Raw genomic sequence first — 12,398 nt, 5'->3', positions numbered from 1 at the left:
ACCGCACCTCATCGACGGCTGCCTCATAGGCACCGGCCTGACCCTGAACAACTGACACGATCAGACCGACATCACCCAATCAAGTTCAGTAGCAAGCTGACAGCTCCTCAGCCGTACCTCAACTGACGTGGAGCGGGGCTGAGTTGCGTTTCTTCGTGTTGTTATCGGGCTGCGCTATCATCGTGCGTTGAGGGCCACAGTTGGCCCCACGCACCTGGGCGGACCGGTGAAAGTTGCCGAGAACCAGGACGCCGCCCCGTTGGAGCTCGGGGCCCCCTTCAAGTCCGACAGGGGGCCTGACGCACAGGCCGTGAAGACGGGGCTGCCGCCGAAAGGGACGTACTACTTTCACAACCTGGGCCACAGTTGGCCCTCCCGAGAACATTTGCGCTGCTGTGCGTCAAGCGCGGGTGTCTCGGTCCGAACCGTAGGGTTCGGATCGAGGCTGCCTGCGCACCCGATCCGACCCATGACAGGGAAGGTCAGGATCGGTGGACGGCACCGCCATCATCGTCATTCTCGCCATCGCTGGCGTGGTCTCAGTGCTGCTCTTCGCACTCAAGGGGCTGCTGGACCAGATCCCGGACGTGATCGACTCGGCCGGACGCGCCCGCGACTCGTGGCAGCGCTTCAAGCAGCCCGAGCTACCGCCGCCGTCGGATGACGAGGAGCCGCCTATCGCTGCGTAGGCCGTCCGGCGCCCGAGCCCCGTCCGGTCAATCCGACTGAGACGGGGCTCACTTGTGCCGATTTGAGCTGCGTAGGCGCCCGAGCTTGATTTACCATCAGTTCTGCGTGTGGGAGATGCAAGCTCTCGCACGCAGTCGAGGCCCTTTGCTTCGCTTCTTGTGATCTGCATCCAGATGGTGCAGGGCGTTCCAGGAGGCGCGAGACCGGGATGAGACAGGCGGGTCGGATACCTGCCGGTCGCATCCAATCGATGTCGGCTCGCAAAGTCGCTTGAGGAGCATTCGACTCGCCACGGACTTAGCGAACGACCACTTTATTGCCGAGCGCACCCGCCTCGGCCACTGAGACACCCAGCGTTGCATCGAGCGTGGGGCTTCTCGGTTCGAGCCACTTCACCGTGGCCGAGCTGACGAATGCCCTGCGCAAGAGACCCGGCTCGGTCACCTGTCTGAAAGGTACTGAGACTGTTGGACGCGGCCGTGACGCTCGGCATCCTCGCATTCTTTGGTGTGCTGTCGATCTTGCTCTTCGCCATCCGGGGTTTTCTCGACCAGCTGCCTGACGTTTTCGCGTCGGCACGTCGCGCCCGGGTCGCCTGGCGTGACCTGAAGCAGACGCGCACTGAGGAAGAACAATCGGAGGGCTCGCAGTCCCAGCCCTCCGTGTAGGCCGTCGCGGCCTCCGGTGGCACCACGGAGCGCACGAGGCCTCGCCCCGGCCTCCCTAGGCCCGGCGGGTACACGACAGGCCCCCGGAGATACCGCCGGGGGCCTCGGTCCAATCCGATCCTCTTCGTGACTGCCGACCGAGTAGCTTGCCTTCGCCCACAACAGGGCCGGGGACCTGGACGAGCACACCGACACCCTCCTCTCGCTCGGTCTGTTCCGTCCGGACGACCTGCGTCTGAGGGTCGGCGAGCTGTCCTACGGGCAGCGGCGCCGCATCGAACTGGCCCGCCTGGTGAGCGATCCCGTCGACCTGCTGTTGCTCGACGAGCCCACGAACCATCTCTCCCCCGCCCTGGTCGAGGAACTGGAGGGAGCACTGGCCGACTACCCGGGAGCGGTCGTCGTCGTCACCCACGACCGCCGCATGCGAGCCCGCTTCACCGGCAACCACCTGGAGCTGGACGCAGGCCGCATCACTCGGCACCGGTCACTCACGGCGACGGAGCAGGCCGCCCCCGCCCGGAGCCCGATCCACCCGCCGACTCACTCCTGAGCACGCGCCTTCCCGGGGTGGGGTGGCCCGGCCCGCTCTTCGGCCGGGCCACCCCACCCGTATCCGTGCGGCCCGATAATCGCTGGATCCGGCCCGGGCGCATTGTTACGGTCGCCTCGACCACGGTGTCGACCGTCTCCGAGCCATGGGCGCCCGCCCTGGAAAGAAGTGATGTATGCCCCGGCCAGTAGTTCCGAGTTTCCCTCGTCGCGCCTTCATCCGCGCCGGGGCGATCGGAGCTGCGTGCATGCGCACGCCCGCGGCATCGCGCTGACCCGCATGCCCTGACCGGTGCGCGTTTCCGCCTCGTCAGTACGTGATCCCGGCTGACGACTCATGCCTCTCCGACCCGTGCCCCCGAGGGCTGCTCGGTACTTCCCTGCTGCATTGCTCATCCTCTTCGGCAAGGAGAAATCCGGGTGTCCACCGACAACCCCCAGCACCGTCCGACCAAGTCCTCCGCCCAGAGCGTCAGTGCCTTCCTGAGGACCGACACCTTCACCTGCCTGTGGTGCGGGCTGACCGTCGCCACGCTCGCGCCCGACGGCAGCCGCCGCAACCACTGCCCCAGCTGCCTCCACTCGCAGCACTGCCTCGACCACATCGAGGGCGGCCCGTCCGACTGCGGGTCGCGCATGACCCCGATCTCCATCGCGGTGCTCCGCACCGGCGACTGGATGGTCATCCACCGCTGCACCCGCTGCGACGAGCTGACCTCGAACCCGATCTGCGGGGACGACAACCAGCTGATCCTGATGCGGATGGCCGTGCGACCGCTGGCCCAACCGCCCTTCCCGCTCGAAGCGTTCGGTGACCTGTGACCCACCGACGACGACCGAGGACAGGACGGAGGCCGCACCGTGCCACGCCGTAAACCCCGCCGACCGGCCGCCCACCGCCCGCAGAAGCGCAAGGACGTCCTGCACGGACCGGGCGGCGCCCAAGGCGACGCGTTCCGCTGCGTCGGCTGCCGGCTCGACGTACCACTGACCGCACCGGGCACCGGGCACCGCAACCACTGCCCGCACTGCCTGACCAGCCTCCACGTCGACCGGCGGATACCGGGCGACCGGGCCTCCGACTGCCGCGGGAGGATGACGGCGCTCAGTCTGTCCGTCCGGCAGGACGGGGAGTGGACGATCATCCACGAGTGCCTGGCCTGCGGCGAGCTGAGCGCCAACCGCATCGCGGGGGACGACAACGCCCTCGCCCTGATGCGGATGGCGGTACGCCCGCTGTCGGACAGCTTCATTCCCGTGCGAGCACTGCTCACGTTGTGACACGGGACGTCCGGCCCCCGCCTCGTGCGAGGCGGGGGCCGGACGGGATGCGCCGCTCACGGAACCGTGCGGCCGAGCGGTGGCTGGTCGCAGCCCTCGACAAGTGGCCGTGACCAGCACCGTCGCGGTGGTGCGGGAGAGGCGTCAGCGATGGCCCAGCACGTTGACCACGCGGCCGTTGGGGTCACGGACGAAGAACCGCCGCACTCCCCACTCCTCGTCCTGCAAGGGGTGAACGATCTCCGCACCGCTCTCCTGCATGACCGCATAGGCCGCATCCACGTCGCCCACCTCCACGCTCATGTCTGGGACGAGCGGCGCCGTCTTGTCGCCTGCCATGACACTGATCTGCGCTGCCGGGCTGGACGGGGAGGCGAGCGTCATGATCCAGCCGTGGTTCATGACCTCCTCGAAGCCCAGCAGGCCGTAGAACTCCCGGCTCTCCTGCGCAGCCTCTGACTGGATGTTGGGCACGACGCGACGAACGGCCATCGGACGACTCCAAGTGAGAACAGACGTGTTTCTGGGACTTCCCAGGAGTACTACCGCACATCCGCCACCGCACACATTCGCAACAGGCCCTTGCCCATTCCTACTCGTCTGGTCGCTGCGACGCGTGCACGTCGGGCGCTAACGAGTGCTGTACGAGATCGCAGAAGCCCAGGTCACCATTATCGTGATCCACCTCGGCCGCGTCGGCTGACCGTCACGGGGTCGTGGCCAACTCGGCCCAGACCGTCTTGCCCACGACCCGGTCCTTCACACCCCACGACGTCGCCAGCACTCCGACCAACTGCAGGCCGAACCCCGATTCCGCGCCGGGCTCGGGAGGTTGCGGCTCGGGCCCCCGCTCGCTCTGCGCGTCCGACACCTCGATACGGAGCATGCCCACGAGGGCGACGAGCCTCAGTTCGAAGTCCCGCCCCTTCACGTTCCCGTGCAAAACCGCGTTGGCGGCCAGCTCGGCCACGACCACGGCGGCGTTGTCGGAGAGCTCGCTCCCGTACGGCACCCCCCACTCGTCGAGTTGATGCACAGCGAGCCGACGGGCGAGCCGCGCCCCACGGCGGGTGGCGCTGAACCGCTGGACGAACTCGGCGCCCACAAGGGTGATTTCGGCGTTCATGTGACTGAGCGTGTCCGGTTACTCGTACGCTGACCAGGAGTGACACCACGACTCCGAGTAGCTGTACGGGCCCATCCGGTCGGCTGTACGGGGCGTCGGCCGTGACCGGACGAACAAAGAGCGGTACGGGGCAGATGGCGAACGCGGAACGCGAAGAACGACCGGAGCGCCCGGCCGAGTCGGACGGCACGGCACACCTGTTCAGAGCGCTGGGCAGACAGATCAAGGTGCTGCGCGAGCGCGTCGGCCTGAGCCAGAAGGACCTGGGGACGGCAACACACTGCGGCGAGGACCTGATCTCCGCGATGGAACGGGGCGTACGAACACCTCAGCCGGACTTCCTGGAGCGCGCGGACCAGGTGCTGGACGCAGGCGGAGTGCTGCGAGCGGCGGTCGACGAGGTACGCGAGGCCCTGTCGCGGTCACGGACGCGGCATCCGGACTGGTTCCGGGACTATGCGCGGGTGGAGGCGGATGCGGTCGCGCTGCACATCTACAGCACGCAGGCTGTGCCGGGCCTCCTCCAGACCGAGGACTACGCGCGCGCAGTCTTCACACAGCGACGGCCGCTGCTGGACGAGCAGACGATCGAGAAGCGAGTAGCAGACCGCATGGCTCGCCAGCAGATCTTTGACCGCTGGCCCGCGCCAACGTTCAGTTACGTGCTGGAGGAGGCCCTGCTGGGACGCCCGATCGGCGGGCAGGCCGTTCACAGACGGCAGTTGCAAAGGCTCTTGGACGTTGGCCGTATGCGAACTGTGGAGCTCCAAATCATGACGACCGACCGGGAGGAACACCCCAGCCTGGACGCCTCGTTCACGCTCCTCACCCCCAAGGGCCGCCAGGAAGTGGCGTACACGGAGACATACGGTCAGGCGCGGCTGATCACTACCCCGGAAGAAGTCCGCGTGTTCAGCGAGCGCTATGGGATCATCCGATCGCGGGCTCTCACCCCCACAGAGTCCCTGACGCTGATCGAGAAGATGCTGGGAGAGCGATGAACACCAAGCAACTGCGCTGGTTCAAGAGCAGCTACAGCAGCGGCGAAGGTGGCGAGTGCATCGAGGTCGCCTACGACTGGCGCAAGTCCAGTTACAGCACCGGCGAAGGCGGCAACTGCATTGAGGTCGCCGCCTGCCCCACCACCATCCACATCCGCGACTCCAAGAACGTCCAGGGCCCCCACCTCGACATCGCCCCCGCAACCTGGTCCGTCTTCGTCACGTACGCGCGCCAGGGCTGAGCCACCCGCGGCGCACCGGGTCGCGACAGCCGCGACCCGGTCCGCCGCGACCCGGCTGACCGCGTCGAGGCGGCGCCCGACGTAAAAGGCTTTCAAGGCTTTGGGGAGAAGAAATTTCCCAACCCAACCCCGCCCGGCCTCAGGAAGAGGCCCGTCACTCGCACGGGTGAGGTTTGCCAACTGAGCTGGATTTCGCACCGGTTGGCTGGCATATGCTCGCCGCGACAACCACAGACATGCGTCGGCCCCCGTCCAGGACGGCAATCCTGACCGAGGGCCTGACCACCGAGGAAGAGAACGCTTCCCGATGGATACCCAGCAGATTAGCGTGCCCTCGCGCGCCCCGTCCCGCGTACCCGTGGACGCCACACCGACATCCGGTGTCATGCACATCAATTCCCGGCACACCAGCCGCTTCACCGTGGTCGGCAATCACCTGGCCCAGCACCGCGAGCTCTCCCTCCTCGCGATCGGGCTCTCCACCCACATCCAGTCGCTGCCCGCCGGAGCGAAGATCGGCATCAAAACCCTCGCCGAACGCTTCCCGGAGAGCGAGGCCCGCATCGCCGCCGCGTTGCGGGAACTGGAAGCCCACGGCTACCTGCGGCGAACCCGCGAACGCCTCCCCCGACGGCCGCGTCATCACCCGCACCTGCTCGTACAACCAGCCGGACAACTCCGCCCCGCACAAGCACCCGGCAGCACGGCCGCACCCCGGCCGAAGCCGCGCCGCCCCGTTCGTGAGGCTTCCGCACCCGAGCAGTCGCCCGCGCCCGCACCCGCCGCCGCACCGTCGCCCGCCGCACCCACCATGCCCGCGCCCCGCCCCGTACCGCGGCCCGCCTCACCCAGAGCTCAACGCGCACCACTCCCCTCACCCCGCACCCCCAGCGCCGAGCTGCTCCGGACCGCCGCCGATCTCCTCGCCGATCTGCGCCGGGACGCCCCGCAGCTGCACCTCTCCCAACGCGACGTCGACGGCCTCAGCCCGGCCCTCGCAGCCTGGCTCGAACGCGAGGCCACCCCCGAGACCATCCGCCGCGCCCTGACCACCGACCTCCCCGTGCCCCTCAAGCACCCCGCGAGATTCCTCCGGCACCGCCTCACCGCACTCCTCCCGCCCCCTCTCCCCGTGGCCCCTCTCCGCACTCCCGTACACCGGGTGACGCCCTTCCAGACCTGTGACAGCTGCGAGCGCGCCTTCCGCTCCCCCGTCCCAGGCCCTTGCCGCGACTGCCGGGCCGACGCGCACCAAGGGGACTGAGGCGCTCGGAGTGAGCGCCTCAGCAATCAGTGCCCCCACTGGGGTGGCAGGAACGGGGCACGCGGGTCACGGGCGGGGCGCCGGCCAGTCCTGGGCGTCCGCCCACGCCGCGTACGAGGTCCAGGGGATGCCGGGGAACTGCGCCCGCAGGGCCTCCAGGTCCACCTGGTATCCGGTGTCCGTCAGGAATCTGTACATGGCGAACATGTCGGGGTTGACGGTGCGCAGGTCCTCCAGCGGCGTCCGCCGGAACGCGACCGTGCCCCCGGCGGCCCGGCCGATCTCCTCGGCCATCCGGGCCGGTGTGGGATCGTCGCCCGCCACCTCGATCCGCTGTCCGGTCCAGCGGTTCGGATCGGCCACCACCGCGGCCACGACCCGGCCCAGGTCCTGCCGTGCCACCTGTTGGAGTGGGGTGTCGCCGGGGAGCGGCATGGTGAGGACGCCGGCGGCGACCTCGTCCATGGCTCCCAGCGCGTTGTCGTAGAAGTAGGTCGGTGCCACCACCGTCGCCGGAAGCCCGGACTCGGCGAGCAGTTTCTCGGTCCTGGCCTTGGTCTCGAAGTGCGGGACTCCGGTCTCCCGGTCCGCGCTGGCGACGGAGGCCAGCACCAGATGCGGCAGGGCGACGTCCGCGGCCGCCCGGACGATCGCCGCGCCCTGGGCCACCTCCGCGTCCAGACCGTCCTGGAACGGGGTGGTGACGGCGAACGCGGCCGTCGTTCCCCGGAATGCCTCGGCGAGCGAGGCAGCGTCGAACAGATCCCCGGGAACGACCTCCGCTCCGGCCACCGCCAGTGCTCTGGCCCGTCCGCTGCCGGGGTTGCGCACCACGGCGCGCACCCCGTGCCCTGCTTCCAGCAGGGCGGCGGCCACCGCGCCGCCCTGGCCTCCGGTCGCTCCGAGTACCGCGATGGACATGGGTTCTCCCTGATCGAGGTGCATGGGTCCATGCTGACCAGCGGCGGCCGGGCCTGCCACCGGGAGGCCCTCGGACCGCACAGCCGGCCATCGGCCCGTCCCTATCCTTTTCGGATGACCACTATGCCTGCGCCTCCCCTTGAACTCGTCATATTCGACTGCGACGGCGTGCTCGTCGACAGCGAGCGCATCGCCGTACGCGTCCAGGTCGAGGTGGGCGCCGAGCTGGGGTGGCCGCTGACGGCGGACGAGGTCGTCGAGAAGTTCGTGGGCCGGTCGAACACGTCCATCGGCGAGCTGATCGACGCCCGCCTGCCCGGCCGGTCCGCCGCGTGGCAGCAACGCTTCGAGGAGCTCCACCGCGCGGCCGTGGACACCGAACTCGTCGCGGTCGACGGCATCCACGAGGCGCTGGCCGCCCTCACGCTCCCCAGCTGCGTGGCGTCGAGCGGCAGCCACGAGAAGATGCGGCACACCCTCGGCCACACCGGGCTCCACTCCCACTTCGAGGGCCGGATCTTCAGCGCGAGCGAGGTCGCGCGCGGCAAGCCCGCCCCCGACCTCTTCCTCCACGCAGCCCGGCAGATGGGTGTGGACCCCGTGGCCTGCGTCGTCGTCGAGGACAGCAAGTACGGGATCCAGGCCGCCCGTTCGGCCGGCATGCGGTCGCTGGGCTACGCGGGCGGGCTGACCCCGGCGCACTGGCTGGAGGGCCCGGACACCGTGGTCTTCGACGACATGCGCAAGCTGCCGGCGCTGCTGTCCGGACTCTGCCCCTCGCTCTGACCGGCGGCGGCACGCGAAAGGGCCGGGTGCCCCACCACTGGTGAGGCGCCCGGCCCTTCTCGATCACACTCCCGAGGTCAGCGGGCAACCGCCTTGGTCGCCTTGCTGGTGGCGGAACCACTGGCGTGGCCGGTGCGGCGGGCGGTCACCTTCACCGTGATCTTCTTGCCGCGCTGGGCGGACTTGAGTGTCAGCGAGGACTTGGTCGCGCCGGAGATCGCCTTGCCGTTCGCGTACCACTGGTAGCCGTAGGACGTCGGGGCGGGCGTCCAGGTGCCGTGGGCGGCCTTGAGGGTGCGGCCCACCTTCGCGGTGCCCGAGATCGTGGGCGGCTTGGTGGCCTTGGGCGCGCTGCCCCTGGCGACCTTCACCGAGGCGGGCCCCGTGGAACCATCGGCGTGACCGGTGCGGTGGGCCGTGACGGTGACGGAGAGCTGCTTGCCGAGCAGCGACGCCGGGACGGTGTACGTGGACGTCGTCGCGCCCTTGATCGCCTTGCCGTCGGCCGTCCACTGGTAGCCGTACGAGGTGGCGACCGGCATCCAACTGCCGCTCGTGGTGGTCAGCTTGGCGCCGACCTTCACGGTGCCGGTGATATTCGGGGTGGTCGTCACCCTGGGTGCCGCGCCCTTGGACACCGTGAGCGCCGCCGAGGTGGCCGGGACATCCGCGGTGCCGGTGCGGCGGGCCGTGACGGTGACGCCGATCTTCTTGCCGAGCAGCGAGACCGGGACGGTGTACGCGGCGGCGGTCGCGCCGGTGATCGGCTGCCCGTCGGCGTTCCACTGGTAGGCGTACGACGTCGGGGCGGGGGCCCAGGTGCCGGGGGACACGGTGAGTCGGTCACCGACGCGGGCGGTGGAGCCGATCGTCGGCGGTGCGCTGTTGCGGAGCGGGGCCGAGGTGACGGTGAAGTTGCCCCGTGGGTACTCCCCGCCGCTGGGGGTGACGATACTCGCGCTCCAGGCGCCCTCGGCCGCGCCGGTCAGGTCGAGCTCGGCGGTCAGGGTGCGCCGGTCGGGCGAGACCGAGGTGGTGGTCGCCGTGATCTCCCGGCCGGAGTTCCGCAGCACGAGGCGGTGGTGGTCCTTGTGCAGGGCCGTGCCGGTGACCGTGACCGTCGTCCTCGTACCGGCGACCCCGGTGGCCGGGGTCAGCTTCGTGACGGTCACCCTCTCCATGCCGCACAGACTCGAGCAGACCGCCTCGGCCTTGTAGGAGGTCTGCGAGGCCTTCTCCGGCAGCGAGAGGACCAGGATGCTCGGGGTGAGCTCCCTGGAGATGCTCTCGATCACCCGGCACGCGTAGCCGCCGGAGGTGGAGTACGTGCAGCCGTTGTCGAGGCTCGGGTCGTACAGCGCGGGCACCGCCGTATCCGTGGCGCCTGTCGTGTCGCTGATCTCCATCTTGAAGCGGTCGCTGTACACGGTGGGCAGCGCGGCGCAGACGGCGGTGTGCTGCTCGTCGAGGGTGCCGGTGACCGGGCCGTACCCGTAGGCGATGCTCGCGACCTTCTCGCACTCGGCGGCCGGGCCGTCGGGGCCCGCGATGCGCAGGGCGTCGAAACGGTACGAGTCGGCGGCCTTCAGCGTCGGCGGGACGGTGACCACGACCTGGTAGTGCGTGGAGCCGGTGACGGCGCACGCCTGGTTCTTCTCGCAGAGAGGGGGGCCGCCGTCGCCGTGCACCACGACATTCGCGGTGCCCAGCGGGTCGCGGACGTTGATGTGCAGGGTGTCCTTGGCGTCGGTGGTGGTGACCTGGCGGCAGCGCAGCTCGCCGGGGGCGCCCATGGTGCCTCCGGTGGACGGGCCGCCGGGCTTCGTCGCCGGGTTCGCGGTGCAGCCCTTGGCGGTCGCGGTGACGTCGCGGCGGGTCAGGATGTACTCGCCGGGGGTGTCGCGGCCGGTGACGAGGACGGTGTGGGCGACACCGGGGGTCAGGGCGCAGCTCGTCCAGCTGGAGACGGCGGGGAGGGTCGAGCAGATCTGCTTGCCCTGGACGTCCATGACGGTGAACTGGGCGAGGGCCGCGGTGGCGGAGGTGGCCTGGAGCTGGATGATCTCCTGGGCGCTGTGGTCGCCGGCCGGGATGCTCAGGCAGTTCGAGAAGACGCCGTTGCCGGTGACGGCGCGGGCGGAGTGGGTGGCCGAGGTGAAGTCGCCCGCCGGAACCGCCGGGCAGTCGCCCGCCACGTCGGTGCGGTGCAGGGCGAGTGTGTACGGGCCGGTCGGCTTCGACTCGCTGTCGTTGGTGATCAGGGCCCGGAACGGGGCCTTGCCGGTGAGTCCGCAGGTGCCGTTCGCGAGCCGGGAGGGGTAGCAGATCTGGACGCCGTCGGCGTCGACGACGGTGACGGCCGGGTGCGGCGCGCCGTTGTAGAGGGGCTCCAGCGCGGCCATCCGGGAGCCTGCGGGCAGCGGCAGGGACAGGCAGTCGATCTCGCCGCCGACGGTGAACTCGGAGCGGTGCACGCCGAGTTCGACCGACTCGCAGCCGGTGGTGGCGGTGTGGTCGATGATCAGCGTGGCGGAACCGGTGTAGACGGTGTAGTCACCGGCGGCCGGGAGGGTGCAGACGTCCCAGGTCTCGCAGGCGGTCCGGCCGGTCCGGTCGTAGACGGGGAGCGCGGAGCGGATGCCGTCGTGGACGGCGTAGGCGTCGAAGCGTCCGGCGGCCGGGGCGGTGAAGGTCCGGCAGCCGCGGGACGGATCGGCGGCCGTGGGGCCGGAGTTGTACCCGTTCAGCGCCGGATGCGCGCAGCCGGCCGGGTCGGAGATGCGGCGGACGGTGAGGGTGTACTCGGCGGGGAAGCCGTGCTCGGCCTCGCTGACCTGCGAGAGGACGCGGTAGGGGCCGTCACCGGGCAGGACGCAGCCCTTGCCAGTGTCCGTATTGGAGTGCGCGCAGATCAGGCCGCCGGTCTCGTCGGTGATCCACGACAGGCTCCGGCCGTACGCGGTTGTCCTGATGGTGTCGGTGACGCGCTCGCCCGGCACGGCCTTGATCGGCTGGCACTGGATGGCGGTCGGCCCGGCCGCCGAGCCCACGATGGGTGCGGTGTCCCAGGACGTGCCGGTCTCGGGCGCGCAGCCCTCGGTGGTGCGGAGGGGGACGACGGCGACGGTGGGGCTGCTCGGCTCGGACCAGCCGTTGTACAGCCGGAGCGTGAAGTCGCCCGAGCGGGGCAGGCGGCACCAGCCGGCGCCCCCCTCGGGGTCGTAGCAGTCGATCTCCGTCCCGCCGTCGTAGACATGCGTGTACGTGCTGGCGTTGGCGCCGCCGACGAGCACGACCTTGTGCAGCCCGGCGGCCCCGGCCGTGAACGTGAAGCAGGCCGTGCCGTCGCCCGGGATCGTCGGCCTGCCCTCCGCCGGGGCGGCCTCGCCGAAGCCGGAGAGCGGCAGGGTGGCACAGTCCTCGTCGGCCGTGGCGTCGGCCGCCGTGAGGGCGTACGCCTGCGCGGCGCTCGCGGGTATCAGCAACGAGAGCAGTACCGACAGCGCGAGCAGCAGGGCGGTGTACGCCCCGGATCTCGCGGCCGTACGTGGGTGGCTGGACATTCCGTTCCCCCCGGACCGGTGAAGTGAAGGGTGCGCGCCAGGACTTCACGGACGACGCGCCAACGCGGCGGCCCGAAACGCAAGCAACATGTGCGCGAATTGCAAAGAACGCACATGATAATCGCACGCATGCCCGTCGAACAGGTCTGCATCCTGGGCAGTCGACGCACGCCCGGAGAAGCACCCCGCCACCGGCCGCGAACGGCGGCCACCACCCCGCCACCGGACCCGACGAGCGACCCGCCTCACAAGCCGCCGGCAGGCGCACCCTGTCGGTCCTCCTGCTGGAGATTCGACCGCAGGT

Annotated in this window: 12 protein-coding genes and 1 pseudogene; 9 read left to right on the top strand and 4 right to left on the bottom strand. The window is 69.9% G+C overall.

Annotation, left to right across the window (positions count from 1 at the left end; translation table 11 throughout):
• The first annotated feature begins 491 nt into the window (after positions 1–491).
• From ACZ7L9_RS31780 to ACZ7L9_RS31760, 5 genes and pseudogenes are all read left to right on the top strand, one after another.
• Positions 492–689 carry a hypothetical protein gene (locus tag ACZ7L9_RS31780; protein ID WP_471420650.1) on the top strand — a complete coding sequence of 66 codons (198 nt, stop codon included), beginning with the start codon at positions 492–494 and terminating at the stop codon, positions 687–689.
• 480 nt (positions 690–1,169) lie between these two features.
• Complete coding sequence (locus tag ACZ7L9_RS31775) at positions 1,170–1,358, top strand: hypothetical protein (RefSeq protein ID WP_471420648.1); 189 nt, start codon at positions 1,170–1,172, stop codon at positions 1,356–1,358.
• Positions 1,359–1,506: 148 nt separating this feature from the next.
• Positions 1,507–1,911, top strand: a pseudogene (locus ACZ7L9_RS31770) (ATP-binding cassette domain-containing protein); the annotation flags it as partial.
• Positions 1,912–2,330: 419 nt separating this feature from the next.
• A complete protein-coding gene (locus tag ACZ7L9_RS31765; RefSeq protein WP_471420646.1) occupies positions 2,331–2,732 on the top strand; it encodes an RNHCP domain-containing protein in 402 nt (133 codons plus the stop codon).
• 39 nt (positions 2,733–2,771) lie between these two features.
• A complete protein-coding gene (locus ACZ7L9_RS31760) occupies positions 2,772–3,191 on the top strand; it encodes an RNHCP domain-containing protein (RefSeq protein ID WP_471420645.1) in 420 nt (139 codons plus the stop codon).
• A gap of 144 nt (positions 3,192–3,335) precedes the next feature.
• Here ACZ7L9_RS31760 and ACZ7L9_RS31755 read toward each other — a convergent pair whose 3' ends face one another.
• Both ACZ7L9_RS31755 and ACZ7L9_RS31750 read right to left on the bottom strand, forming a co-directional pair.
• On the bottom strand, positions 3,336–3,683 hold the full coding sequence (locus ACZ7L9_RS31755) for a VOC family protein (protein ID WP_471420643.1): 348 nt from the start codon (positions 3,681–3,683) through the stop codon (positions 3,336–3,338).
• 214 nt (positions 3,684–3,897) lie between these two features.
• Positions 3,898–4,317 (bottom strand): ATP-binding protein, encoded by a 420-nt coding sequence (locus ACZ7L9_RS31750; RefSeq protein ID WP_471420641.1) that lies wholly within the window; start codon positions 4,315–4,317, stop codon positions 3,898–3,900.
• Positions 4,318–4,451: 134 nt separating this feature from the next.
• Between ACZ7L9_RS31750 and ACZ7L9_RS31745 the strand changes: the two genes are divergently transcribed.
• The 3 genes from ACZ7L9_RS31745 (at position 4,452) to ACZ7L9_RS31735 (ending at position 6,824) form a co-directional block, all read left to right on the top strand.
• Positions 4,452–5,318 (top strand): helix-turn-helix domain-containing protein, encoded by an 867-nt coding sequence (locus ACZ7L9_RS31745; protein ID WP_471420661.1) that lies wholly within the window; start codon positions 4,452–4,454, stop codon positions 5,316–5,318.
• Positions 5,315–5,560, top strand: coding sequence for a DUF397 domain-containing protein (locus ACZ7L9_RS31740; RefSeq protein ID WP_471420638.1), 246 nt, complete (start codon positions 5,315–5,317; stop codon positions 5,558–5,560). Before ACZ7L9_RS31745 ends, ACZ7L9_RS31740 begins: the two co-directional genes overlap by 4 nt.
• Positions 5,561–5,867: 307 nt before the next feature.
• Positions 5,868–6,824 (top strand): helix-turn-helix domain-containing protein, encoded by a 957-nt coding sequence (locus tag ACZ7L9_RS31735; RefSeq protein ID WP_471420637.1) that lies wholly within the window; start codon positions 5,868–5,870, stop codon positions 6,822–6,824.
• 66 nt (positions 6,825–6,890) lie between these two features.
• Here the strand turns inward: ACZ7L9_RS31735 and ACZ7L9_RS31730 are convergent, their stop codons facing one another.
• Entirely contained in the window at positions 6,891–7,745 is an 855-nt protein-coding gene (locus ACZ7L9_RS31730) for an NmrA family NAD(P)-binding protein (RefSeq protein ID WP_471420635.1), read from the bottom strand.
• Positions 7,746–7,868: 123 nt separating this feature from the next.
• Here ACZ7L9_RS31730 and ACZ7L9_RS31725 point away from each other — a divergent pair, with 123 nt between their 5' ends.
• Positions 7,869–8,531 (top strand): HAD family hydrolase, encoded by a 663-nt coding sequence (locus ACZ7L9_RS31725; protein WP_471420659.1) that lies wholly within the window; start codon positions 7,869–7,871, stop codon positions 8,529–8,531.
• 77 nt (positions 8,532–8,608) lie between these two features.
• Here the strand turns inward: ACZ7L9_RS31725 and ACZ7L9_RS31720 are convergent, their stop codons facing one another.
• On the bottom strand, positions 8,609–12,094 hold the full coding sequence (locus ACZ7L9_RS31720; RefSeq protein ID WP_471420633.1) for a hypothetical protein: 3,486 nt from the start codon (positions 12,092–12,094) through the stop codon (positions 8,609–8,611).
• Positions 12,095–12,398 lie beyond the last annotated feature (304 nt).

This window comes from Streptomyces sp. NPDC111516, assembly GCF_055635345.1.
Note: the sequence above shows the minus strand (reverse complement) of the source record. Positions and strands in the feature narration are given on the sequence as shown.

Excerpts from the sequence above, each read along its gene's own strand:
- ACZ7L9_RS31740 (WP_471420638.1), top strand. The coding sequence starts at position 5,315 with ATGAACACCAAGCAACTGCGCTGGTTCAAGAGCAGCTACAGCAGCGGC.
- ACZ7L9_RS31720 (WP_471420633.1), bottom strand. The coding sequence starts at position 12,094 with ATGTCCAGCCACCCACGTACGGCCGCGAGATCCGGGGCGTACACCGCC.
- ACZ7L9_RS31730 (WP_471420635.1), bottom strand. The coding sequence starts at position 7,745 with ATGTCCATCGCGGTACTCGGAGCGACCGGAGGCCAGGGCGGCGCGGTG.
- ACZ7L9_RS31725 (WP_471420659.1), top strand. The coding sequence starts at position 7,869 with ATGCCTGCGCCTCCCCTTGAACTCGTCATATTCGACTGCGACGGCGTG.
- ACZ7L9_RS31745 (WP_471420661.1), top strand. The coding sequence starts at position 4,452 with ATGGCGAACGCGGAACGCGAAGAACGACCGGAGCGCCCGGCCGAGTCG.
- ACZ7L9_RS31750 (WP_471420641.1), bottom strand. The coding sequence starts at position 4,317 with ATGAACGCCGAAATCACCCTTGTGGGCGCCGAGTTCGTCCAGCGGTTC.
- ACZ7L9_RS31735 (WP_471420637.1), top strand. The coding sequence starts at position 5,868 with ATGGATACCCAGCAGATTAGCGTGCCCTCGCGCGCCCCGTCCCGCGTA.
- ACZ7L9_RS31755 (WP_471420643.1), bottom strand. The coding sequence starts at position 3,683 with ATGGCCGTTCGTCGCGTCGTGCCCAACATCCAGTCAGAGGCTGCGCAG.